The sequence below is a fragment of the Chryseobacterium sp. D764 genome (genome assembly GCF_019317325.1).
Classification (GTDB): Bacteria; Bacteroidota; Bacteroidia; order Flavobacteriales; family Weeksellaceae; genus Chryseobacterium.
The window spans coordinates 1457616-1483641 of sequence record NZ_CP079219.1; the positions used below are offsets into that span (position 1 = coordinate 1457616).

Below are 26026 nucleotides of genomic sequence, written 5' to 3' on the forward strand. Positions count from 1 at the left end.
ATGGAACGCTACCAATTTACATACTTTATTTTATTCAGATAGAAATTGTTATTAAACTTTTGTTATTTAATGACAACTTCATAAATCTTCGGCCAGTTCTTCCCTGTTACCAACATATTCTCACCTTTAAAAGCAATTCCGTTCAACACATCATCACTTCCTTTTGTGTTCTGTTTGGCAATTTCTGTGAAATCAAAAGTTCCCACTACTTCACCGTTGGCTGGGTTAATTTTTAAAATAATTGGTTTCTGCCATACATTGGCATAGATAAATCCGTTGTGGTATTCCAGCTCGTTCAGTTGATCATAAGCCTGAGCACTACCGGCAACAGCGATATATTTAATCAGTTTTGAAGGGTTATTGACATCAAGGAAATACAACAGTTTACTTCCGTCAGAAGCAATCAGACTTTTCCCGTCATACGTCAGTCCCCAGCCCTCACCCAATACATTTGGATAAGCAAATTCTGAAAGCAGCTTTAAAGAGCTTTTATCATAAATATATCCTTTTTTGCTCTGCCATGTCAGCTGATATACTTTATCTCCTACAATGGTACTTCCTTCAGAAAAATCTTCCTGAGCCTGTTTGGTAGAAGCAAGCGGAGTTGTAGTTCCCAATGTATATTTTAAAATCTGGGAAGCTCCGTTCTGTCCGTCACTTTCATAAATGGTATTTCCTTCCACCTGGAAACCTTGTACAAAGTTTTTAGGATCGTGAGGATATTCTGCTACAATCTGGTAAGGAATATTTTTTTCAGGATTTTTTGCAAATACATTAATGGTTGCATCCTGATTCAATACTTCTCCTCCTTTTGTTTTAACGTTGAATGTCACAGCATTATCACCTAATGTGAAAAACTTAGGATCAACGGTTAAATCTGTTGTTTCTTTATCTCCAAAGCTGATGGTTACACTTTCTGCATTTTCCGTCACCTCTTTCGGAAGCTCAAGCTTATCTCCGAAATGGTATCCTTTTGCCTCCATTGAATTATTATAAGTATTCAGTGTATCAAGAATTTCTTTATTCTTGTTACAAGATGCCAGTAATAAAATCGCTGCGAAACCCGCTATTATATTTTTTTTCATTGAATTTCTAAATATTTCCCCAAAAATAGCAAATTTTATTCCGTATTGCCAATATTATCTATGGGTTCACCAAATTGCAGTATATAACCATTGTTGTCATAGATCGCAAATTCTCTCATTCCCCACTCAAAAGATTCAATCTCATAGCAGACTTTGGCCTTTATTTTAAGGTCTTCCCAAAGCTCATCCACCTTATTTACATTGAAATAAAAAGAGCCGGAAAAACCAATTGAAGTATTTTTTTCATGCTGGTTAGGCTGAGAAAGCATGAGGTATATTTCATCTTTACGAAGGGAAGCCCATTGCCAATCATCATTTCTATCCATCAATGTAAAACCGAGAACACGCATATAAAATCCTATGGTCTCATCAATATTTTCTGTCCAGAGAATAGGACGAAGTGCTGTAAACTGTGTCATGATTCCTGTAATTCAAAGGTATTTTTATGGATTTTCATATTCAGGGAAACCCAGGTTTCTGTATCAATCTTCGCTTCGCTTTTTACTTCAGGGTCAAAGGCAAACCCTACTTTCCGGTAACATTCAATAGCTCCGGTATTCCAGTCGTAAACATTCAGTTCTGCCGTTTCTTTATCAAAATGACTAAACCCATATTTCAGAAGTTCCTGCATTACTTTTTTACCATAGCCTTTTCCTCTGTTGTTCTCGTCCCAGATCAGAATTCTGCCCAGCAGGAATGTCTTTTCCTTTAAAAAAATCTGAGCGTGACCAATGGTAGTTTCTGTGTGATCCGCAATGGTAAACAAGGTTCTGTTTTCATCAGACAAATCGGTTTCCAGCTGTTCTGCAGTAAGTGGGAAACGATATGCGGGTCCGGCAAACTGAAGAAGCATTCTTTCATCTTCTATCTTTGAAATCAGCAAAGGTGCATCTTGAATCGTAAAAGGTTTTAATGTAATCATGGTCTATTTTTCTACATATTCTTTTAAGCTTTGTCCCAAAATAGTTTTCCAGCCTTCTGTAAAGTTTTCTCTTGAAAAACCATCTCCTAAATCTTTGAAGTTTTCAATATCATCGTGAGTCAGCTTTACTAAAGTCTGTCCGTCCTCGGGTTGCAATTCCCAGGTTACAATGGTCTTCAGTTCTGAAAAATCAGGATATGACCATGTATGTTTCAATTTCTGATCAGGTATTATTTCTAAAACTTCACCGTGATGATGGTATTTATTGGCTCCTCCCGGCTCATAGAAATTAAATTCCGCACCTGATTCCAATACAAAATCCTGGATATCAAAATACCAGGATTTCATTTCATTTTTATCGGTCAATGCTTTCCAGACTTTTTCTGCCGGAGCATTTATTTTATACTGAACAGTGATGGGTGTGCTCATATTATAGATTTAATATGTCTAAAATTAAACATTTTGTCTAAAATATTTAACCACAAAAGTCATAAAAGTTTTAACCTGAATTTGTTTAAAATTAAATTTCAAATAAAGAAAAATACATTTAAGCTTTGAAAAATCTGAGATTCTTCATTTTGTGACTTTTTTATAACTCAAGCTTATCTTTTGTGGTTTCCTTTTAATGATCAATGTGAAAATCCGGTGATCTTTGCTTCATCAAAATCCAGCTGCATTTCAATGGCTCTCATCACATGGTCATCAAATATCTTTTCTCTTTTCATTCTGTGCAGTTCGTTTCTCTGCGCCTGAATAACCTGCCGCAAGACGTCTTTGTTTTCATTGATTGCCGATACATAGTCTCCTGTAGAAGCCATACATTGGGCTTTGTCAGCCATCAGCATCATTTCATTTTCCAGCTTGTGTTTTTGATGACGTACCAGACTGTTTGTGACTGCCAGTTCAGAAAAATCATTATCCAGTTTGTGCAGTGCTGTTTCTTTCAGCTTGCGCATCAGAATCACTTCCTGCTTTTCTTCAGGTAATTCACTTCCGGCATCCTGAATATTCAATAATTTCAGGATCGGGCTCAGCAATAATCCTTGTCCTACCAGTGTAATCAATATGATAACGAAGGTTACAAATAAAATAATGTTCCGGTGTGGAAATGCATCTCCGTTTGGTAAAAAGGCAGGAATCGACAAGGCTGCAGCCAGTGAAACCACACCCCTCATTGCTGCAAAACTGATAATGAAAGGTTCTCTCCAATCCGGTTTCGGAACTTTTAATCTTAATTCTTTGGAACAAACTCTTGGGAAATACATCAATGCATAGCTGTAAAGAATTCTTGTCCCGATGATAGCTCCCCCAATCACTACACTGTAGAAAATACCTTCTGAGATTGTATATTCTTTCATTCCTTCCACTACAATGGGAAGTTCAAGGCCAATCAGAATGAAAATAATTGTATTCATCAGGAATATCAATACACTCCACACGTTCCCGGACTGTATCCTTGAAGTGTGGCTCAGATAACAGTGTGAGTTATAAGACATCAGTAATCCCCCGGCCACTACTGCCAGTACTCCTGAAAAATGGAAATGCTCTGCTCCCACATACATAATGTATGGCACAATAAGGGTAATAATGGTATCTATATTGGAATTGGTAGGAATAATTCTGAGCAATGCTCCAAATAAAAAGCCGGTCGCCACTCCCACAGCAATTCCTCCAATAGCCATCGTAAAGAAATCCTGAACAGCATCTCTCCAGATAAACTGTCCTGAAATAACCGCTGCAAGGGCAAACTTAAATACAATTAAACTGGACGCATCATTGATAAGGCTCTCACCTTCCAGGATATTGGTGATTTTTTTAGGAATTTTCATATGCTTCAGTACCGAAGTGGCCGCTACCGCATCCGGTGGAGAATTTACACCTCCCAGCAAAAATCCCATTGCTAAAGTAAGTCCTGGAATAATGGAAGACGAAAGATAAGCCACAACGATGGATGTTAAAAATACCAATCCGAAAGCCATTGAAAATATTTGTTTTCTCCATTTATGAAAGTCCTGCCATGAAGTAAACCAAGCTGCTTCAAACAGAATAGGCGGCAGGAAAATAAGGAAAACAAGATCAGGTTCTATTTCTATACGCGGCATTCCCGGCACAAAGCTTATCAGCAATCCTGCAATCACAAGAAAAATCGGGTAAGCGACTTTTAATTTCTGGCCGATCATTACCAATATCATCACAGACAGCAGTACTGCAATGGATATTATAACATAGCTGTGAATCATTTTAAGTTGTTTTTTTAAGTGTTATTTTTTGTTTTGATCAATACACTTTCTGCTTTTTACAGAGAATATCTAATCTTTTAATTTTCAAATTAGAGTACAATATTGTTCTTTGGAGTGATGGCTGGCGGAAGGTCAGATTCATCCAGCATATCTCTCATATCAATCTCTATGGTACGGCTGATCTGAGTGATTGGAACGTCATTGGGACTTCCTTCAAATGGGTTTACAGAAGCTTCTCCAACACTGTCTAAGGTATGAAAACACCATGTCACTAATAAAGAAAACGGAATATTAAACCATACTGTCCAACCTTCTACTACTGTTCCGTCTCCTAATTTATCAAGCTCTTTCAGTAATCCGAAAGGCACAAAAACAATGAACAACAATAAAAGATAAGTCGTGATTGAAGAGAAGTTTCTTGGATACGGAAAGTTTTTAATTCTTTCGGCTTTTCCCTGATCGTCCGTAAACTTCACCAATTGCTGATTGATCTGCGTCCATTGAAAATCGTTGAGTTCTCCTTTTTCATAGGCTTCAGACAAGGCTTTACTCTGTTTTGCCATCAATTGTGTTGCTCTGTTCTTTTTGCTTAAAATATACTGAAGCTCCGGTTCGGACAGGTATTTTTTCAATTCCTCGTCCAGTTTGGAAAGTCTCTCTGGAATGTCATATTTTTTAGAATATTCATCATACTGCTCTGTCCCCATGTTTTCCCATGCTCTTGGTTCACGAAGCTGAAACCTCAATGCGGTAAGCCATGCATAATGACGGAGAAACATTTCTTTTACCTTACCTGCATCTTTGGAAAGCAGTGCATCTCTAAGAATATATCCAAAGCTGCGGCTGTCATTGATAATGGCTCCATAGATCTGTCTTGCCTCCCAAAGTCTGCTGTAGCTGGCATTGTTTTTAAATCCGACGATAAAAGCAACTGCAGTTCCCATGATAGCAATAGGCTGCCACGGAAGTGAGAGAAATTTCAATCCTAGGAAGTACAGAACTGTAGGAATAGCTGATAATACGAGCAGAGCATAAATACTCCGTCTGGTCCAGATAATGAACTCACGGGCTCCAAATCTTTTTCCTGAATGCATAGGTGTTTATTTTTTGTGTTTATTATTTTAATTTTTCAAATAATGGCTTTCATCAAGCATTCAGCAGCGGTGATGATCAGTTTTTGGTAAATGGAATATTATTATAAAAACCAATCTGAATCTGTCCGCGGTTTCTGTTCTCCTGAATCTGGTTCATATAACCGGCTTCAATCCTCATGTTTTTATTAATAACATATCCTAAAGCGCCATAGACTCTGTTTCTGTCAAAAACCGGACTGTTGAAATGCAGGAAAATCTCATTGTATACTGATGCATAAAGGGTTTTCGGCAACATCTCTTTTTGAGTAATCGGAATATTCACTCCCAGCATATAACGGAACCTCATCCTGAAATCATCTTCCAGAAAACGTTCTTCCAAACGGTAACGGTGCTGAAGATAAAAACGTCCAAATTTCTGCTTGGTAATATACTGCTGGAAAATTCTGTGCTCTATATTTTCTTTTTTCTCGCCGTTTACATACGGCTGGCTCAGAATAAAACCGTATCCCAATAAAACATTGTTATTATTTTCTGTAAGATCATATCCAATCCCGGTACGGATAAGTAACTGTTCCAGATCTCCAACCGCATCAAAATTACGGTATTGAATTTCATTATGCCAGTTCAGCTTCTTGCTGATCTTGTTATTTCCAAAATACATATACCATGCTCCCAGCTCATTTTTTTGGGCAAATGTCAATATGGACCCAAAACCTAATACTGTGAATGCCAACTTCGTAAAAACCTTTCTCATGCTTACTAATTACTATTATCTATCGTTTTTAACAAAATTAATAATTTAAATCAATAACAGCAAATACTATTTCAAAACGATTTAAAGAAAGTTGGGTACCATAATTTGCATACGGTTTTCTCTAAAAGATTATCCTGGAACCTGTTCTGTCAGCACATCAGTTTCATTTTTGTCAAAATAAGTACAGGTCATCGCATGAAGATCCATCTTCCAGCCTTTGACACCGTTTTCTGCACAGTCATTACAGAAAGTCATATAATCTGTTCCTCCCTGTTGGTGAAGTCTGAGTCTTAGTTTAAAGTTTTCAAGATTTAGGTTTCCTGAAACAGTAAGCGGATGATACTTGCTTCTGGTCTGAACAGATTGATTTTCCTGGTCAAAATATTCGGTATTTCCATCTGAGACATAGGTTGTATAATGAGAAACTCCTAACTTTTTTACAGCCTGAATATAAGCCGGGAAATCGGCTCCGCTTTTCACTTTCTGATGCTCTGTTTTAATGTCTTCAATTGTAAATTTCATCTTTTCTATTTTTTGTGTTAAGTATAAAATATTCTATCATTTTATGAGTCTGATATACTCCTTCCATCAAATTTAAAAATTTTTGGGATGCAAATATAATATCAAATAAAAAACCGGCAATTGCATTGCCGGTATGTTCTAACTATATTTCAAATACAAAATATTAATGTTATGGATGCTGCTGCATTTTAGCAGGATCATCATAGTTTACCATCCAGTTGATCCCGAATTTATCACTAAACATTCCGAAATAAGCTCCCCAGAAAGTATCTGCCATTGGCATTGTTACCTGTCCTCCTGCAGAAAGACCGCCGAATAATTTGTCTGCTTCTTCTTTAGATTCTGCATTTATAGAAATGGAGAAATTGTTTCCTGCTTTGAAATTGGAAGACCACTCTCCTCCTGTATCGCTTCCCATCAATATTGTTTCTTTAGAAATCGGAAGTGAAACGTGCATGATCTTGTCTTTGTCTTCCTCAGAAGTTTCTTTTCCTTCCATTGGAGGCATTTCTCCAAATGTTCCGATATAAGGATATTCTCCTCCGAAAACAGATTTATAGAAATCGAATGCTTCTTTGCAATTTCCATTGAATGTAAGGTAGACGTTTACTGTTGCCATAATTGTTTTGTTTTTTTAAGTTTAGTTTTAATTTGTATTTTATTAAGGTTTTTCAGATAAAGCTTTTAATCCTGAAAGCCCTTTCTGATAGTCTTTTCCAATAGCATCCTCCATATTCATAAATAGTTTCATCAAAGTAAACGGATAAGGAATCTGTGATGTAAATCCCCATGTTGCCTTGCTTCCGTTTCCTTCCGGAGCTACTGTTACATAAGCGTTTGCTTCACTTTCATATGGAGTAAGAAATTTGATTTCAGTATCTATTCTTTTACCTGCCTCATCTACCTTTTTCAATTCCTGACAACCCTTTCCAGCATTTTCATTTTTACTGTCCCAGCACACTTTTTCTCCGGGCTGCCCCGTTGTGCCTGTCCAGTCTTTTCTCATAGCAGGATCAAGGTCATTCCATGGGCTCCATTGATCCATTGCTTTTAAAGTATTTGTATTTTGCCATACTTTATCTACAGGTGCATTGATAGAGATTGTTTTTTCATATTTGCAGTCTCCCGAGATAAAAGCTGCCACCACTAACAAAATGATTAGTAATGCGGCTAAAAATAAAATAATTCTCTTAAATATTCTCATCATGAATGTGTTTTATTGTTATCTGTGCTGATCTATAAGAATCATATTTCCATCGGGATCTTTAAGGTAAATATGCTCAGGTCCTGAGGTTGTTTCATCGGCTTCTTTACCGATCTCAACTCCACTTTCTTTTAATCTTTTCTGAATTTCACGCACATCTTCAAAAGATTCAAGATTCTGTGCATTTTCATCCCATCCCGGATTGAAAGTAAGCATATTTCCATCAAACATTGCCTGAAAAAGGCCTATCAAGGTAGAACCGTTTTTCATGATCAGGTAGTTACTTTCTGTAGCTCCTGCCATAGTTGTAAAGCCCAGTTTCTCATAAAAATCTTTGGATTTCTGAAGATCTTTTACACTTAAGCTGATTGAAAATGCTCCTAGTTTCATATTTTTTTTGTTTTTAAAGCAAGTTTATGTCCTGCGAAAACCAATCCCCAAACAAGGATTCCTACAATCCAGAACCAGATTGGAGTAGGTAAAGAGGTCATCATATAGATGGTTATCAGTAGAAAAATGATTCCACAGATTACAGCTGCTGTAGATTTTCCGTTATTTGAGATTTTTGAGGCTGTAAATCCGGAAACAACTGCTGCTAAGGCATATGCTAGAATGATAAAAAACAGAGCCATAAAAGGAGCATCATTAATATATACCTTCAGTGCCTCCATATCTCCGGCGGCCGCTTCTGCGGGAGGAGGATACAGATAATGTCCTATTTTTTCTATGACTGTAATACAAATGGAGCCTACAAGAAGCCCCACCACTACAGCTAATATTCTTCTCAGCATGGTTACTGGTTTTTTAAATGAGTTTTAAACGCTATAGTTCCATCATAGCTTTTCCAGTCTCCTATAAGCTCAATATATTGCCCTTCAATTTTTTCTGTTTTCTTATTCCACTTAAAATTGTAGACAAATCTTCCCTTAAAAAGTCCTGAATGTTTTCCTTTATTCTCTTCTGCCAGTTCATATTCCCCAAACACGGTTCCCTGCTTCCTGGAATCTTTATATTTTGAAATGGTAATCTTACCTTCAAATTTTGTGTAGTTGGTATCCACAAGGGAATATCCTGAAACAAAATACTCCTGGTCATTCTTTTTATTCTGTTCAGAAATATTGATCTTAAGTTTCAGTTCCTGGCCTTTGTTTCCAATAGTTCCAAGATAAGGTTTGCTGTTGTTCAGCCAGGTATTTGAAATATCCGGCATCTGCCCCCATACAAAATTGGCCGCCAGAAGGAAGAGTAATAAAAGTTTTTTCATGCTGTGTGTTTTAAACGCCAAATTGTGACAGATGGTGGTTCAGATGTTTAGCAAACATATTGTTCCACTCCTGAGCTTTTAATTTTCCGAAAGAAAAAGATTCTTTCCCATCAAAAGCGTCTGCCCCCAATTGCTGTGTCTTCTGAATAAAACCAATCAGTCTTGTTTTTTCTTCGTGAAAGTTTTTTCTGGTAGTCACCAAAAACTGTGGAGCCGTAGGAGAATCTCTTGGATATGCTTTCTCTCCTACGACTTTAGATTTCACGAAGGTTTTTAATATAAATTTTGCAATAGATCCCGGTTTTTTATGTTTTTCCGGCTCATAAATCATCTCATAGGTTATACAGCAGTGTGCCAACATCTGGTCTACCGTCATTTTTCCCCATAAACCATGGGTGTCTTCTACCAATTTGTTTATCCTATCAATATAATTTTGAGCATCTTTTGCATCAAATACATTTTCCATATAATTTCTATTTTACTATGGACAAATATATCAGTTTTTTTGTTTGATTTTATCGTTGGTTGAAAAAAGGAAAGAAGAAATTATTGCAATTACTCATTAGAGGACTTACACAGTACTGAGCATTTGAAATACAAGACAAGAAACTGCTTACCAAATGATTATTGGTTATTAATTAACCTGAATTCCAATGAAGAAAATAATCTGATTTTTTTAACGCAAGAGTCGCAAAATATTTTTTTAGTTTGAAAATAATTTTGTTCGCAATGGCATTACATTCAGCGAAAACTATAATCAAACCTTGTTAAACGGAGTGCCTTTGTGATCGGAAAATTAAAAGATATTCTTCAATATAACTTTGCAAACATTAAAGATAATATTGTATAAAATCATGACAAACAATCTTATTTCTAATTAAGGTTAATTGATATCGGCGATTAGTCCCTCTACGACTACTCAACATCCTCCGGAGAAGTGTTCTCAACTGCAATTTCCTGTGGTGCCGCTTTTCTGAAAATAAACCAAAGTTTGATCTTTAAAGCAATCCAGCCAATAATGGCGTATACCACTAAAAGGATACTTAAATGTTTCAGGTAAGGAAATGTAAGTTCTACGGATCCTTTTTGAATTAATAAGATTTTGAAAGCCTGCAAGAAAGGGGTTAATGGAATAATATTGGCGATGAACTGAACGAAAGCAGGCATCGCATTCAATGGCCATGTAAAACCACTGATAATGAAAGCCGGTGAGGCAATCACCATCAAAATCTGTGTTGCTTTCAATGCATCGGGAATCAGAATACTGATAAATACTCCCAAAAATGAAACTGATCCTACAAAGACCGCTGTCAGGAGAATAAAATTAAATATTCCTTCAGGCATCGGAACATGGAAAATCATGTGCATAAAGTAATAAATACCTACAATGAGAATAGAAAATACCCAGATAGGGATCACTTTTATCAGCATGGTTGGGAAGGCCCATTTTTTCATTTTCAGGTATTCTTTCACGAAAGAACCTCTTTCAAATTCGGCGGCAAAACTTACGGCCATAGCTAATAAGATCACCTGCTGCAATACTACTGCCAGCATTGCCGGCCACATGAAGATCAGGTAGTTTCCGGTAGTATTGAAAAGAGTAATGTAATTGGCTTTGAAAGGCTCATATTGTGTTGCTGCCTTTGCTGCAGGCATTCCTGCCTTTTGAAGTCCTTTGATGGATGCTCCGGCAGAGAATGTTCCTATGGTCAGCTGAAGGGCTTTGGAGGCAAAATTTGCCGTTAAAACATTTCCTGTATTGATATAAACATTCAGTTCGGGATATTTTTTCTGAAGCATGTCTCCTTCAAATCTTGAGGGAATAATCACTACAGCGGCAGCTTCATGTCTGATCACCTCATCTTTGATACTCAGAGGTTCCTGCAGATATCTGATAATCCTGATGCTTTTATTATCATCCAACATTTCCGTCAACTGGTTAGACAGCGGAGTATTATCCCTGTCGACCACCAATACGGGAGTATTTTCAACTTTTCCGCTTTTGTAGACAAACCCCAGCAAGGTTGCATAAAAAACCGGTGCCAAAAAGAACACGGTTCTTAAGGTAGAATTGCCGATAAAAAGTTTGAACTCACGTTTTAAAAGACGGAAAAATTCTTTCATCTGTAGATTTTTATATGTTAAAGAACAACATGAAATTCAATAGAAGTTTCATCCGTTCTTTTCAATTTATTTCAGGATTACATTAGCATTGACTAAAATACTTTTAGCCTTATTCATGTCTTTAGGTTTTACTTTGATCTCATAGATCGCATCCTGCAACTGATAATCAGGGTAAGCCGTTGTAATATCCGCATACTTTGTAAGCTGTTTGATGTATACAATGTTTCCTGTAAGATTTTCTTTATTATAAACGATCTGCATCGTAACCTCCTGCCCTTTTTTATATTTTGAAATAGCACTTTCCGGGATCGTAAATCTGAAATAGGTACTTTCCGGAATATATCCGTTAAACAAGGCAAAACCAGCTGTTGCCAGCTCTCCTGTATTTAAACTGATGGTTTCTATTTCCATGTCGTTGGTGGCAATGATGTATCTTTCGGAATAGGCTACATTGGCTTCCTGCAAAGCTCCTTTGGCCTGTGATGCCTGTCCTGCTGCCATCTCTATTTTCTCAAAACGGGTTCCTCTGTTTACGTCATCCAGCTCTGCTACAACCGCATCATATTGTGCTTTTGCACCCTGCAGTTTTGCATAGATTTCGTCATGAGCCTGCGGAGACATTAAACTGTCACGGAACATATTGTTTGCTCTTTTGTAAGATTTCTGAGCAAATTCATATTGCTCTTTCAAACCTTTATATTTGGCCTGAAGCTGTCTCAACTGATCGGATGTCGCTCCATTTTTTGCCATTTGCTCCTGGGCTGAAGCAGCGTTTACTGCGCCCTGTGCCTGTGCTATTTTTGCAGACACTTCAGGTACGTCAAGCTGAGCCAAAGTATCTCCTTTTTTCACCGTCTGACCTTCGGAAACGTATATTTTTAAGATCCTTCCGGTAACTTTTGGGGCAAAAGAGATCACATCCTTCTTGGTTTTTCCTTCAGGTTCTTTGGTCTTTTCATTTTTTTTGTCACAGCTCCCCAACAAAAACAGAGCAGCGAAGAGTATAGATATATTTTTATGCATCATTTAAATTTTTAAGGGATTAAATAAAATTTGGTGATATCCAGTTCCTGGGTAGATCTCATCAGTTCTATTCCCGCTCTTCTCTGGTTGAAAATGGCATTCTGATATTCAAGTTCAACAGCTTCAAGATCGTTTTCTGCATCAATAAGCTGAGAAGATTTGCTCATTCCGTACCTGAATTCTTTTTCTGCCTGTACGAGTGCATTTTTTGCCAGTTCTTTTTCTTTGGCTTTTAAGGTAATCTGAGCGGAAGCTATATCATAATTGGTTTTATTATTAGCCAGATTCAATGTCAGTTTTTTCAGTGCATCTTCTTTCTGGTTCTGTAATACTTCTTTTCCTACCTTAGCTGTTTCTTCAGCGTGTTTTCCTTCTTTACCATCAAAAATCTCCCACTTAAACCCTACTCCTGCTGTAATTAATGGAAATACGTTGATATTATTGGGTCTCCAGTCCAGTTTTTTTCCTTCATAACCAAGTAGTGGAACTGCCGGGATTACATTTTCTGAAGATTTGATCCTGTTTCCGTACAAGCCGATATAATATGCGGAAGCCATCAGCTGTACTTTAGGAATCATCCATGTTCTTTCAGCCTTTATTTTATAGTCTGCTGCACTTATCCCATGTTCCAATGCACGGATTTCAGCTCTCTGCTCTATTCCTTTTTCTGCCGCAAGCAATTCTACAGGAGATAATACCGGATCAATCATTCTGAGCCTTTCTCTGCTGATTCCTGTTAAAATATAAAGCTGGGTAAGAAGCAGTTCTTTCTTCCCTTCATATTCTACCATTTTTGCATCTAAGGTGGCCTGAGCCAGTTCGATTTTCTTATGGTCATAAGGAGTAATCAAACCGTAGCCAAGCGCTTTATCGGCAGTTTTTCTGTTGATATCTAGTCTTTTTTTGCTTTCATCCAGCACTTTTTTAGACTGATGAATCAAGGCTAGCTGATCATATGCTCTGGAAATACCGGCAATCACTTCATCTTTTGTTTTCTCCAGCAGAATATCTTCAGATTTCTTCTTTTCTTCAACTGCTTTTTTCATGTACTTTACCTTCCCTCCGGAATACAACAGCATTTTGGCATCTGCCTTGGCAATACCTGAAAATCCTGATACATTGAAATTATTGTTAAAAGCTCCTTCCGGAATATTGATAAAGGGAGCGAGATTGATTTCCGGTGACGTAAGTCTTGCTGTTCCGTTAAGATAGCCGGCTTTACCACTCAATTCCAGGGTAGGAAGAAAGATGTCTTTCAGTTTGTGTTCGTCAAGATCGGTAAGTTTGTTTTGGATAACCTGCATTTTGAGGTTCGAATCCCGAACCATAGCACTATCCAGAAGTTCTTTAAAATCCGGCGCAGACTGTGCCCAGCCAAAAGCGGGGAAAGCAAAAAAACTAAACGTAAAAATCAATAAATTGTTTTTCATGGTTTATGTTTATAACAAATATAATGCAAAAAAAGATAAAATCCTTTAAGATAATTCTACAATATGGTGAATTTAAAGTAAGTTTAAAATGTGTTTAAATTTAACACCTTATAAAATAAAGTTTTGGGCGAATCGTTTAAATGTTAATTAAAAACTAAAAAACTTTGAAAAAAAATTTAACTCTACTTTTTCCACAATAATTCTAAAGCAATTTTATCGAGAAATAAAAGGATTTAAAAGTACTCGACCGGAAAGACAAGCTTTAGTATTTTATTCTGAATTTTGAGATTTAGATTCCTGCGGAATGACAAACTTGGATGGGAGACACCGAAAATTACAATCTTTTCAATTAGCAAAATTTGCGAGAAACAATATTCAATAGGAACGGACTATCATCCTGAGCGGAGACGAAGGGAGTCCGTTTGATAAAAGATCAAATTTCTATCGGCTTTAGCCAAAAAATATATTACAACGCCATGTCTGCAAATACATTATGCATCGGTTTAAGCTTGTTCGCAAAGGTGTTTCACTTGGCTAAGATAATGGAAGAATCAATTAATAGGAATTTGGTTTTACCAAAACTTATAGTTAATCATAACAATATAAATAAAAATTGATTCTGAATTTTGGAAGCTGGATTCTTGCGGAATGACAAACGAGACGTTGAATTATTCAATCTGATACTGTATAAAAACGAAAACTCCCCACATTGCTGTGAGGAGTTTTCTGTATAATTATAATAAGCTGATTTATCTTTGAACTGCTTTTTTCATGCCAGCATCCGGACGTAAAATTCTGTAACGAACTTCAATATCTTTCGGTACATAAAATACCAATGGAAGTTTACTGTTGTATCTTACAGTTTCAGGCTTTAGGGTAACAAACTTTTTAGTCTGTTTCTGCCCTGGACATCCCATAAGAGTTCCTGCTGTTTCTCCTTTAGACTCTACTTCATAATAATTGTAGCCCCATCCCTGAAGATCCTGAGTTTTCATTTCTCCCATCAGGAAATAATTGTTACAATCTAACATTTTTTCAGCACCTACAAAAAGTTCAACTTTTAAATCGTTTTCGTTTTTTGCTACGGGAAGCTGAATATATACTTGTTTATATCCTTCTTTAGCTTTGGGGAACATTTCAATCTGTAGTTTTTCAAACTTTTCTGCTTTCTTTTGCGCGAAAGCATTTACTCCAGCCATCAATACCAATCCAGTAATTAAAGTTTTAGAAAATTTCATCTTTATAATTTTTTTAATTTCTACTAACCTAACTCCAAAAACCATTCCAGAATTAAACAATTGTTTGATTTTTCGATTTAATTCTATTTTTTTTTGAAATCTTTAAACAAAAACTGCAGTAAAAAATTACTGCAGTTTTTTTATACATTATTCTGATATTGTCACATTACTTCCTTTTGTGTGAGCATTCATCTGTGGTGCATAGTAATTCTGCATGGTTGTAATTCCGTTGGAGAACTTCCCTGATGCATTGGAAACCACATCATATTCAAAAACATATTTTCCTTTTGGCATGTACTGAATATAGAAGTTGGTAGAAGCATCTTTGGTGGACTGGTAGTATCCAAGATTATTTTTCCACTGATATCCGGATAATACATCTACAGGTTCAAATCCTGCCGCACGCATATCTTTAATGTGGATAAACTCCATCGCTCTGTCTGTATTCAGAATCATTCTTACGGCTACTTTATCTCCTACTTTCAATGGGGTTTCTGCTGAGATTTTCTGAAGTTCCTCACCGTTTACGGTTTTCACTTTTTTATAGAGTTCTTTCGTTACGGAAATATAATTCTCAGAAGATTTGATTTTATCGAGATCTTCATAATACTGCCAGAACAATCCTCCCTGCACAATTCCGGGACCAGGTTTTGTAATAGTTACTGTCGCTAAGTTTTTATCTACGGCTTCTGGTTTTAAAGTTGACTTCACATAACCCGTGGCTTGTGTCTGAGGAGCTAATTCTTTTCCTCCCCAAACGACAGCAGCTTTATCACTTTCTGCTCCTGTCCATGATTTTCCTGAATTTAAAATAGTAAAAATCACTTCTGCTGTCCCTCTTGAGCTTCCCCATGAGTTGACTTCCTTCTGAGTTACCAGCCAGATTTTCATATCTTCAATAAAGCTTTGGTCATTAGATTTTAACTTGTTGAATGCTTCCAGTGCACCAGCATGGTTGACCACCTTTGAACCAAACCATCCCCAGTCATTAAGATTCTGCTTCCAGTAAACACCTTGTGTTTTTGTATCCGTTGACGTATCTTTAAGGTAAGTCATCAATTTATCAGATACATCTTTCAGACCATAATCATTCATTAACAATGCTGCACGGTGAAGTCCGAAGAATGTGAAATCTGTAATCTTAGCTGTTTTTGCTTTTTGTTTAACTAACGTTTTCAGAGTAGCACCTTTTCCTTTCAACGGATATTGTTTTTCCCAATAGTTTCTGGTATCAAGATAATCCATAGCCCAGTTATTCCAAACGTTTCCTTTTTTTACATCAAAATACTTGTTGACCTCATTGTCTACATACTGAACCAGTTTAGCTGTCATAGCATTCTGGTCGGCACTTTGATAGTCTTTTACATTTTCTTTTAACCAAGAGTTGATCTTTCCTAAGTTTTTAAGAATATACAATGAGGTACCGTAAGAACTTGGATAACCAGGATACCATGAGAATCCACCATCCGGATTTTGCAGTTTTTTGAACTCATCCCAATCCTGACTGATAGAATTTTTCATCGTATTGGCATCAAATAGTAATGCCAGTTTCTGCATCTGCTCCCCTTCATTTTTACTTTCCAGTACCCAAGGTGTTTCTTCCAGCAACAGTTGTTTCAGCTCCTGATTTTTTTCAAGATTTGAATTTAATAATCCTTTATTCTGATATTCTTCAAAAACCGTTTTCATTTTCGGATTAGCTTTGAATATTTCTGAAGCCAGCACATCTGCGAACCATTTATTGAAGATCACATCTGCTGAATTATTCTGATCATTTTTCAGACTTGGAAGGGCAAACATGATTTCCCAGATCGGATTGGTTGTCAGTTCTAACGTATTGGAAACATTAGAAGCTGTTGTGGATGTATTATTTTTAAGATTGTCCAACACAAATGTTTTGGTTTCTCCTTCTTTCACAAAAACCGGAACGGCATCCGTCACCAGCATTCTGTTGGGCAATACGGCAATGGCTTGCTGCTCACCGTCAGAATACTGACCAGCTTTAGCAACCACTTTAAAAATAACAGAGGAAACATTTTCCGGAACCTTTAATTTCCATGTTAATGCACTGCTTCCATTTTCATTTAAACTAAAGTTTTGTACTCCTGAATTTATTCCAAATTTTGAAGAAATATTTTCATTGGTAAAGGCATCCAGAATTTGTAACTCTGCAGAACCATCCAGTTTTTTATCTGTAAGGTTAGATAACTTCGACTGCAGATTCAGTTCATCTCCTTCTCTCAGGAATCTTGGATAATTTGGAGTTACTGAGAATTCTTTTTGTGTTACCACTTCTTTTTCCAATGTAGCAGCTCTTGCATCTTTTGTGTGGGCAAGGAACATCAGTTTCCATTTTGTCAATGCTTCCGGAGAAGTGAATTCAAAACTTACGTTTCCTTCGGCATCTGTTTTAAGATCCGGATAGAAGAATGCTGTTTCGTTCAGGTTTTGGCGAACGGCCACTTTATCCAGTGCTTTTTCTTGATCATCTTTATCTAAAACACCATCTGCATTAGATGCCATTGCGTCTACCGCTTCGTTCATTACAACTTCTTTTGCTACGGATGCTCTTGCAGTTTTAAATTTTGCGCCAGCAATTGGTGATGGTGGTGGTGCATAAGCCGGGGATTTAACTCCTTCCTGAATTACAACTCCTGCAACATTCCCCTGTAATGAATATAAAAAGTCACCATCAAACCAGTTAAACTGTGGAACCTGTACATATTTGTCTTCAAAATATCTCAGTCTTTTCTGATAGTTCTGCTGTTGCAGATAATTGTTGATTCCGTAAGAAGTAACAATCACAAATGGCGTGTACAATTTTCTCCAACTAAAGCTGTTTGCAGCAAACTGATCCAAAGACATATCGTACATATTGGCCAAGACCTCAGCATTAATCTTTTCTTTATCGTTTCCGGTTACTTTTACCGTCCATTTTTCCTTAGAGTTCGGTTCTAGTTTATCTCTGAAGGTTACTGTTTCAATTTTTAAAGGTTTTTCTGTGTCTTTTATGTTTAAAGCTACAGATTCTGTTCTCACATCATTAAATGCAACCAGCTGGAACTGCAGATTCAGTGTGGACACACTTTTGTCTTTAGGAATTTCAACGGTATATTCCAATATTCCTTTTTTGAGCTGATGAACTTCTGAAACTGTTTTCCCGGAACCATCCTGTACAAAAACATTCACTAATGCATCAGGAATTGCTGAGAATACATACACTTTAGCTTTTTCTCCTCTTGACAATTCTTCCTTCGGAGCAATCACCGTAAGGAAAGTTTTTTGAGCCGGTTTTAAAGATGCTTTATCCCAAACACTGAAATTCTGTGCTGTTTTTATAGTATCTTTCCCTTCGAAATTGAAAAGTTCCAGCTGGTAATCTCCTGCTTCAAGCTTTCCTAAATCAAGATTCGTTGAAAGCTGCGCATTGTCAGCAGATGGCTGCTGCTGTCTTTCTACCAGTACTTTTTCGGTTTTCCAATTCTTGATCTCATCATTTTTATCAAAAAGATCGTGTGGGAATTTGCTGATAAATTCTTCTTTTGAATATTTCGGCAGATTCTGAACATCAGACTTGAAATTATCTCTGAAAATCCTGTCCGGAGCGATCAGTTTTGATAACTTAACCTGATAGGGCTTCTTAAGATTCTGATCATTATAGTTCTTGGTTTCCACTTTTACTTTTACATTTTCATCTGCAAAAGTATTGTTGATATTTTCTGCCTGAATATAATGAGAGACCGAAGCTACTTTCAATTGCGTATTGGCGGTCTGTGTTTCCCCATTGATGTCTGTAACAGAAGCATTGATGGCATAGTTATCAATTTGTATCCCTTCCAGTTTTTCATCTTTTTTAAGTTCCAGACGAATCGTAAACTCACCTTTTTCATTGGTCTTTGCCTCACCCAGAATTGAGTTTTCATTATCATTGTCCTGTGGATACCAGCTGAAATATCTCCATCTGATATTCTGCTTCTTAATTTCATAGTTTACTGTGGTATTGTTCAGCGGAACACCGGAGAACATGACTGCTTTTCCTTTCAGCTCTATAGTCTGTCCGTATTTGTATTCATCCTTTACCGGATCAAAGGTGACTTCAAACTTCGGTCTTTTGTATTCTTCTACTCTGAAATTTTTATATCCCTGGCTTTCACCGTCTATTCTCAGATAAAAATTACCGTTCAGTTTTCCTTTAGGAAGAATGAAGCTTCCGTGGTAAGAACCAAACTCATTGGCAGTAAATTCCTGGGAAGAAACCTCTTCGCTATTGGTATTAAATAAAGTAATTTTTTGTTTTATTCCTGAAAGAACAGATTCAACTTCTTTATTGATTCTGGTATTAATCACCTTGAAATAAACAGTCTGTCCAGGACGGTAAATACCTCTGTCTATGAAAATCTGGGCAGTTGAACGGGTTTCTTTGTTAGGATTATAATCGTCAGCATTTTCTCTGTTTCCATAGACCTGCATGATCTGGAAATCATTGGTCTTAGGCTGTTGGATCAGGAAAGTTCTATAATAGTCTTTGTTTTCAGAAGAAGGGAACTTAAATACTCCGCTTGCATTCGTTGTTCCATCAATTTTAGTTAACGTTTTATTGGAAACAAATTCATAAAATTTAAGACCTTCATTTGTTAAAGGTTTACCATTTTCACTGTTAACCAATTTCAATTCATCTGCAAGAGGTTTTCTGTCAGTTTTAGACTGATAGATGATCTTGTTTCCGGATACCAGAAAGTAAAAATTCTGTCTGGAGTCTGAATCTTTCATGTCGGCTCCGGCAACCGTAAATTCTGCTACATATACTCCTGAAGGAAGCGGTTTCACTTCCAGTGAAGTTCTATGATTCTGATAATCCTTAGGATCAGGAAGCTGGAATGTTTCTTTCCTTACCAGATTCTTCTTTAATTTTCCGAAAGTATCAGAATAAGAATTCTGAACGTATTGGAGTAGTGATGTAAAATCATCTTTTACTTCATAAATATTCAGGGTAAATTCTGATACATTCTGATATTGTGCAACAAAATGAATCGGCAGATTATTCTGAGTCTGGGCTTCATATTTTAGAGTCAGATATGGATTTACAATCTGAGCTTCCTTACTTTTGATATTCTCAATGAATGGAGATTTCGGATATTCATTTTTAGCCTGGGCAGCCAACGCAATAGCTTCTTTAGGTTTCTTCTTGCCCACAAGTTCATCCATGATTTCTCCCATGATTACCACTTTATAATCTCCTTCTACATTAGATTTTAAAAGATTCTGAAGCTGTTCAAGTTTATCTTTGCAGTGATTGAAATTACAATTCTCTGTAATCTTTTCTTTCATGAAATACAGCTTTGCATTTCCTGTATTCTGAGCAATCAGCTCATCATAAATCGCATTGATCGTTGTACGGTTTGTTGTCAGTTCATTTTTTGTGAAAATATTGTTTTCAGATAAAAACTCTACTTTCTTTATTGCATACCAATCATACAAGGTTGGAAAATAGCCTGTGTCACCCGTTCCGGAAAATATATTCTTATACTTTTCCAGAGAAATCTTTTTCATTTCAGGCTTTTCCTGATCAATTTCCTGAAAGCTTTTTGTCAAATAATTTTTAAAATCAAGCTTACTCCAGGTCTCAATTTGTGAAACATCCTGAGAATTGATATTGGTTCTTCCGTTTATTTTCCATGAGTTCTGGTTGTAATAATCCATGAAAAAACCATTCAGTAAAACTTTGTATACCAATTTACTTCCCCCGCTCATCTTGCCTTCTGCATCTTTAAGCTTTTTAAAAAATTGGGAAGCGGAATCGTTCTGGTCATCATCCACCGTTTGGTTTACAATACTGAACTCCGCTTTCAGAGAACGGATCAGTTCAAAGGCATTATTTTCTTTCATCGCTTGTTTTTGTATGTCTAAAATAATGGGAAGATTAGATTTATAAGCTCCTTTCGTACTGTTTTCAGCAATTTTTTCCCATTGGGTATCGTAATATTTCTGTGCGGATACCGTTGAAAAGCTTAGCATTACAAGCAAAAGCATAAAAATCTTGGAAAATCTTTTCATATATATTAATTTTGATAAATGAACATTTTAAAAATACTGAAAAAAACTGTCATAGACAGCCAACTTTATGTCTCTCTTATGGGAACTCTTTTTGCAGTATTTTTCATGAAAGAGCAAAACACATTCCGTTTCCCTACCTTTGCATTAATTTTCATCACTTATTTCAGTGGTTATCTGTATACTAAATACCAATACACCAAACATTTTTTTAAAATAGTAATTGTAAATGCAATAGCCGGAGTCACATGTGCTTTTTTGATCATTCACAATCACAATGAAATAAGGCTTTTGAAATGGTTCATTATTGTCGTATTGGGACTGCTGTACAACAGCTTTTTTCTTGATGTTTATATCCGGAAAATCCCCTTACTCAAAGTTTTTTATGTCGGATTAGTTTGGGCATTGGTCAACTGCTGGCTCACCCTACCAGAATTCAGTGTTCCTATCTTCCTGATCAGCTTTTTCTTTATCACTGCTCTTGTGCTTCCTTTTGATATCCGGGATATGAATAGTGACACCGTAAAGACCTTTCCTATGCTGATAGGGGTTCAGAATACCAAATACATTGCCTATGCACTTGTTTTCATCAGCAGCATACTCTCAATTTTCTACCTTGAATTAGCATATGCACTAGCTTTTTTTATGTCAAGCATCATAACTTATATTTTCATCTATTTCTCTGAAAACAAAAGAGATGACACTTATTATTCATTCGGGGTGGAAACTTGTTCGGCACTTCCTTTTTTATTTTTACTAATAATGGAGTATTTTTGACGAATGATTATCAAGAAGCTTTCCCTCTACAATTTCAAAAACCACTCTGAGAAAAAATTTGAATTTTCCCCGCAAATCAATTGTTTTGTAGGAAATAACGGTGTGGGAAAGACCAATATTCTGGATGCTTTGCATTATTTATCCGTAGGAAAAAGTTTCCTGGGAAATACAGATGCCAATAATATTAAAAGAGAGGAAGATTTCTTTACTCTTGATGCTGAAATTCAAAATGAAGACAGCGAAGATATCATCAGAATCACTCAGCCTAAGGAAGCTAAAAAGGTCATCAAAAAGAATGATAAGAGCTATGACAGGCTTGCGGACCATATCGGCTACCTTCCGAGTGTTATGATTTCACCTTATGATTCCAATCTTATTTCGGATTCCGGGGAAAGCAGGCGTAAGTTTCTGGATTCTATGATTTCTCAGACGGATTCAGAGTATCTTTTTGACCTTATCCAATATCAGAAGACCATTCAACAGCGAAATGCTTTGCTGAAATATTTCGCCAAAAACAGAACTTGGGACAAGGATTCGCTGGAAATTTATGATGACCCTATTACCCGATTCGGGACTAAAATTTTTAAGAAAAGAAAGGAATTTGTAGAACAGCTCAATCCAATTGTTCAGAATTTCTATCAGATTATTTCCGGTGGGAAAGAAACTGTATCTGTTATTTATGAATCTCATTTGCTGGAAAATTCTTTTGAAAATCTTTTAAAAGAAAGCATCGAAAGAGACCGTATGCTCACCTATACTTCAAAAGGAATTCATAAGGATGATCTTCTTTTTGAAATGGACCATGTTTTAATCAAAAAAATAGGATCTCAGGGCCAGCAAAAGTCATTTCTTATTTCTTTAAAACTGGCTCAGATGAGTCTTGTGAAAGAACTTACCAAAAAAACACCTATTCTTTTACTGGATGATATTTTTGATAAGCTTGATGATATGAGAGTTTCACAATTGATTGAACTGGTCAACAAAGAAAGCTTTGGACAGATATTCATTACGGATACTCATCGGGAAAGAACTGAAAATGTAGTTAAGAAAATTAATGAGGAAAGTATAATTTTTGAAGTTTAGTGCCTGACAATACAGAAATACCTGGTTATAATTTAAAAAACAAAATATTAAATTTATTTATCCATACTGTAGTATTTTTTATCTTAACTTATCATCCAAAACAAATTCCGAAACTCCAAAACACAAATCACAAATCACGCACCCCGAAACCCGACTATGAAGAAGAAGAAAAAACGTGAATATCAATCCTCCGAACTGGTAAAATCTTTTGCCAGAATCTACGGTTTTGAACATAAACTTATTGCATTTGACATTAAAGATTTCCTTGAAGATTATCTTGATGAAAGCCTTTTTAATGAAATTAGAAGTGTCAATATAGAAAACAAATGTGTTATTATTAAAATTGATTCTCCTTTACTGAAACATGATTTTAAAATGCGTAAAAACTTTTATCTCAAAAAGTTCCAGGATAAATTTGGGACAGAAAAATTTAATGACCTTCAGATTTTATAAGGACAAAAGATATTCTATAGAAAAATGCTACCTGAAGGTAGCATTTTTTATTTTAATTATTAATGTTCTTCTGATTTATTAGAAATAGTACTGCTCATCAGGTCATCTGCTTTTTTATCCAATCTTGAACTTAATGGCAGGAAGAATTTCAGCGGATGCTTTGTAAAATATCTGAAAATTTCTTTATAGATATCACTTACCTGTCCAAAATTCATTTTTCTCGATCTGAATGCCAGGAACATGGATAAACTGAAACTTACCAGGAAGTTGAAGAAACCAATAAGGAAAACTGTTACAAAAGACATCCAGAATGTATAGGAATCTACTGAAAAATCTTTCCCATACAATCCCAACGCAAAGTTACCCGCTGCAAAGGTGATGTGTCTGATATCCAGATCCAGCCCGAAAAACATTCCTACCGGAGCTGTTGCTCCGAGGAACACCCCGAACCAAAAGTTGGAAACAATCCCAGGCCAGTTTTTAGCGTAATATTTTGAAAGTCCTTTTGCGAATTTCTTTCCGAAAAAGCTTCTGATTGAAAGGTTTTTGGCAATTCTTTCCGGAATCTGGTAAAACACAGAATTGTTCCCGATATTTCCTGAAATAATTCCTGAAATAAAAAGATAAAACCCTGCAATACTTGCATGCAGAATCGCTTTTGATTTAAAAGGATCAAGGTCTTTTAATAGTTTATCAGATCTGTCTACTGCCAGATTTTGTGAGAAAAATACATCCAGTCCGTAAATAATGGCAAGCGCCACCGGAAAAGCGAGTAATACATTTCCTACAAAGGCAATAAACTGACTTCGGAACAGTTTGGATACCAAATGGGCAAATTCAGTATTGTTTCTTTGGGCCTTTCCTTCTTCAGACAATACTTTTGTCATGGTAGCAGCAGTCATAGCCGGCTGTTTTGTAGCAAGAGTAAAGCCCATCAGATAGATCATCACGAATCCCATTGCATAATTCATCGAATACAGAAAAGCGTGTGAAAAGTCACTTCCCGGAATATACCCGTACAGCATTTTCAAAACACAAAGTGCTCCTACAATGATTCCACCACCACTCGCCTTGTAGAACATCGTCATATATTCCTTTCGGGTAGAAGTGATGTAATGCGTTCCGGCTTCTGCGGTATGATTGGTAATAAGGTGGGAAATCAGCCTTGTACTATCGTTAATCAGATCAGAAATATTGTTTTTATGAGATTTATAGCTCAGAATATTAAAGACCAACTGTTTAGATTTTATCAGAGCATCTTCATCGGTATCAATGACCAATAACTGTACGATATCATAAATTCGTTCAGTCTGCTGGCGAATCTTAAGCAGGGATTGGTTAATCTTTCCGGAAATACCATATTTAGCGGAATTTTTAAAAGCAATATTTACAAATTCCTGACATTGCTCTGCGTAGATTTTTATCTGTTTATATCTGCTGTCTTTAGAGTGAAGCTGAAGTTCGGGTTCTTTTACCAGATCATCTGCTAATGTTTCCAGCTCATTCTGAAGGGCAAGAAAAGGATTGTCCAGATTTCTGTACTGTGGGGCCATTCTCACCACTTCCACCTCCATAGCCATCCCAGTAACCCTCCAGGAAAGAATATTCATAGAGAAAATGAGTTCTTTTTTCACATTGGGTTTCAGAATAAAATCTGATGCCCCTAGCATGTTTAAAAATTCATCAATCTCATTTTCGGGAAGGTTATGCAGGTATCTCAGATCTTTCTTAGGTCTCAGACTCACATTATCAATCATAAACCACACTGTCTTTTCGTTTTCAACGGGTGGTAAAACCTTGTTCAGGATTCTTTTTTTAAGCTCCGGAAAGAAGGCATTCTCTGAAAGAATATTAGCTTCCGTCAACGAAAGATTGAAAGGTCGTCCTTTAAAAATATTGTGGATGTAATATTTAAAGTTCTCAGCAAAATTAGGATTGCTTCTGAAAAAATTGAGCACATCTGTAAAGTCTACCTCTTTGATGGTCTCTAAAAACTCTGCAAAGGGTTCTAAAGAAAGGGTTTCATTCTTAAAAGAAAAATATTTTTTAAGAACTGACTCAAAGTTTGTGCTGGAATTAAAGAATTTCATTAGTACAAAGATACTATTTCAAACTCACATTCCTCATCTGTCTCATAATCCAATTATGTTTCTTTCTTAAATAGGGAGATGGATTTTTAGGGTCGTATTTTTTTGGATTAGGCAATACAGCGGCGATCCAGGCTGCATCTGAAGCACTTAGGTCTTTGGATGATTTTCCAAAATAATATTGTGCAGCAGCTTCCACTCCAAATACACCCTGCCCCATTTCAATGGAATTCAGGTATCTTTCAAGGATAATATCTTTACTCCATACTTTTTCAATGATAAAAGTATAGACTGCTTCCAGCCCTTTTCTCACCCAGCTTCTGCCCTGCCAAAGAAATATATTTTTTGCGGTCTGCTGGGAAATGGTACTTCCTCCTCTTATTTTTTTGCCTTTCTCATTATATTTCATCGCTTTTTCGATTGCTGTATAATCGAAACCATCATGATCAAAGAATTTCTGGTCTTCAGAAGCAATTACGGCTTTTTTCACATTGCTTCCCATTTCGTCATAGGAAATATAATCTCTGTGTAGTTTTCCATATTCAAAAAGCCCTCCTATCTGGGTAAGGGTAATCGGGGGATTAAAAAATCTGCCCCAGATAATAAAAACTACATTCAGAACAAGAATGATGAAAATAAGCTGTTTAATTTTTTTCCACATAATTTTATAAAAAG

Annotated in this window: 24 protein-coding genes; 3 read left to right on the top strand and 21 right to left on the bottom strand. The window is 36.3% G+C overall.

The window, feature by feature from the left end; all coding sequences use genetic code 11:
* Positions 1-62: 62 nt before the first annotated feature.
* The 19 genes from KYG33_RS06675 to KYG33_RS06765 form a co-directional block, all read right to left on the bottom strand.
* Entirely contained in the window at positions 63-1085 is a 1023-nt protein-coding gene (locus KYG33_RS06675; RefSeq protein WP_180564024.1) for a glutaminyl-peptide cyclotransferase, read from the bottom strand.
* 35 nt (positions 1086-1120) lie between these two features.
* Positions 1121-1504 (bottom strand): VOC family protein, encoded by a 384-nt coding sequence (locus KYG33_RS06680; RefSeq protein WP_077416367.1) that lies wholly within the window; start codon positions 1502-1504, stop codon positions 1121-1123.
* Positions 1501-2007 carry a GNAT family N-acetyltransferase gene (locus KYG33_RS06685; RefSeq protein ID WP_180564025.1) on the bottom strand — a complete coding sequence of 169 codons (507 nt, stop codon included), beginning with the start codon at positions 2005-2007 and terminating at the stop codon, positions 1501-1503. The genes KYG33_RS06680 and KYG33_RS06685 overlap by 4 nt, the downstream gene beginning before the upstream one ends.
* A 3-nt stretch (positions 2008-2010) precedes the next feature.
* Complete coding sequence (locus KYG33_RS06690; RefSeq protein WP_180564026.1) at positions 2011-2436, bottom strand: SRPBCC family protein; 426 nt, start codon at positions 2434-2436, stop codon at positions 2011-2013.
* A gap of 200 nt (positions 2437-2636) precedes the next feature.
* Positions 2637-4247: a Na+/H+ antiporter gene (locus KYG33_RS06695; RefSeq protein WP_077416361.1), complete on the bottom strand. Its 1611-nt coding sequence runs from the start codon at positions 4245-4247 to the stop codon at positions 2637-2639.
* Positions 4248-4336: 89 nt separating this feature from the next.
* Positions 4337-5341 (bottom strand): bestrophin family protein, encoded by a 1005-nt coding sequence (locus KYG33_RS06700; RefSeq protein WP_077416359.1) that lies wholly within the window; start codon positions 5339-5341, stop codon positions 4337-4339.
* Between the two features lie 76 nt (positions 5342-5417).
* Positions 5418-6095: a DUF2490 domain-containing protein gene (locus KYG33_RS06705; RefSeq protein WP_077416357.1), complete on the bottom strand. Its 678-nt coding sequence runs from the start codon at positions 6093-6095 to the stop codon at positions 5418-5420.
* Between the two features lie 129 nt (positions 6096-6224).
* A complete protein-coding gene (locus tag KYG33_RS06710; protein WP_180564027.1) occupies positions 6225-6617 on the bottom strand; it encodes a DUF1398 domain-containing protein in 393 nt (130 codons plus the stop codon).
* A gap of 169 nt (positions 6618-6786) precedes the next feature.
* Positions 6787-7236, bottom strand: a complete 450-nt coding sequence (locus tag KYG33_RS06715; RefSeq protein ID WP_077416353.1) for a VOC family protein — start codon at positions 7234-7236, stop codon at positions 6787-6789.
* A 42-nt stretch (positions 7237-7278) separates the two neighbouring features.
* Positions 7279-7824: an SRPBCC family protein gene (locus tag KYG33_RS06720; RefSeq protein ID WP_232538973.1), complete on the bottom strand. Its 546-nt coding sequence runs from the start codon at positions 7822-7824 to the stop codon at positions 7279-7281.
* Positions 7825-7839: 15 nt separating this feature from the next.
* Complete coding sequence (locus KYG33_RS06725) at positions 7840-8211, bottom strand: VOC family protein (RefSeq protein ID WP_077416349.1); 372 nt, start codon at positions 8209-8211, stop codon at positions 7840-7842.
* A complete protein-coding gene (locus KYG33_RS06730; protein WP_077416347.1) occupies positions 8208-8612 on the bottom strand; it encodes a hypothetical protein in 405 nt (134 codons plus the stop codon). The genes KYG33_RS06725 and KYG33_RS06730 overlap by 4 nt, the downstream gene beginning before the upstream one ends.
* 2 nt (positions 8613-8614) lie before the next feature.
* Positions 8615-9085: a hypothetical protein gene (locus tag KYG33_RS06735; RefSeq protein WP_180564029.1), complete on the bottom strand. Its 471-nt coding sequence runs from the start codon at positions 9083-9085 to the stop codon at positions 8615-8617.
* A gap of 10 nt (positions 9086-9095) precedes the next feature.
* Positions 9096-9551 (bottom strand): DUF1569 domain-containing protein, encoded by a 456-nt coding sequence (locus KYG33_RS06740; RefSeq protein ID WP_047388398.1) that lies wholly within the window; start codon positions 9549-9551, stop codon positions 9096-9098.
* 449 nt (positions 9552-10000) lie between these two features.
* Entirely contained in the window at positions 10001-11209 is a 1209-nt protein-coding gene (locus KYG33_RS06745; RefSeq protein WP_077416343.1) for an ABC transporter permease, read from the bottom strand.
* Positions 11210-11275: 66 nt separating this feature from the next.
* Positions 11276-12232 carry an HlyD family secretion protein gene (locus KYG33_RS06750; protein ID WP_180564030.1) on the bottom strand — a complete coding sequence of 319 codons (957 nt, stop codon included), beginning with the start codon at positions 12230-12232 and terminating at the stop codon, positions 11276-11278.
* A gap of 11 nt (positions 12233-12243) precedes the next feature.
* Entirely contained in the window at positions 12244-13662 is a 1419-nt protein-coding gene (locus KYG33_RS06755) for a TolC family protein (RefSeq protein WP_219072900.1), read from the bottom strand.
* A 749-nt stretch (positions 13663-14411) separates the two neighbouring features.
* Entirely contained in the window at positions 14412-14900 is a 489-nt protein-coding gene (gene eco, locus KYG33_RS06760) for a serine protease inhibitor ecotin (RefSeq protein ID WP_077416337.1), read from the bottom strand.
* Positions 14901-15047: 147 nt separating this feature from the next.
* Positions 15048-20954 (bottom strand): alpha-2-macroglobulin family protein, encoded by a 5907-nt coding sequence (locus KYG33_RS06765; RefSeq protein ID WP_219072901.1) that lies wholly within the window; start codon positions 20952-20954, stop codon positions 15048-15050.
* Between the two features lie 18 nt (positions 20955-20972).
* Here KYG33_RS06765 and KYG33_RS06770 point away from each other — a divergent pair, with 18 nt between their 5' ends.
* The 3 genes from KYG33_RS06770 (at position 20973) to KYG33_RS06780 (ending at position 23264) form a co-directional block, all read left to right on the top strand.
* A complete protein-coding gene (locus KYG33_RS06770; protein ID WP_219072902.1) occupies positions 20973-21728 on the top strand; it encodes a hypothetical protein in 756 nt (251 codons plus the stop codon).
* 3 nt (positions 21729-21731) lie between these two features.
* Complete coding sequence (recF, locus tag KYG33_RS06775; RefSeq protein WP_077416331.1) at positions 21732-22811, top strand: DNA replication/repair protein RecF; 1080 nt, start codon at positions 21732-21734, stop codon at positions 22809-22811.
* Between the two features lie 156 nt (positions 22812-22967).
* Positions 22968-23264: a hypothetical protein gene (locus KYG33_RS06780; protein WP_077418007.1), complete on the top strand. Its 297-nt coding sequence runs from the start codon at positions 22968-22970 to the stop codon at positions 23262-23264.
* A gap of 59 nt (positions 23265-23323) precedes the next feature.
* Here the strand turns inward: KYG33_RS06780 and KYG33_RS06785 are convergent, their stop codons facing one another.
* Positions 23324-25354 carry a recombinase gene (locus KYG33_RS06785; protein ID WP_077416329.1) on the bottom strand — a complete coding sequence of 677 codons (2031 nt, stop codon included), beginning with the start codon at positions 25352-25354 and terminating at the stop codon, positions 23324-23326.
* Between the two features lie 13 nt (positions 25355-25367).
* Positions 25368-26012, bottom strand: a complete 645-nt coding sequence (mtgA, locus tag KYG33_RS06790; protein ID WP_047378078.1) for a monofunctional biosynthetic peptidoglycan transglycosylase — start codon at positions 26010-26012, stop codon at positions 25368-25370.
* Positions 26013-26026: the final 14 nt, after the last annotated feature.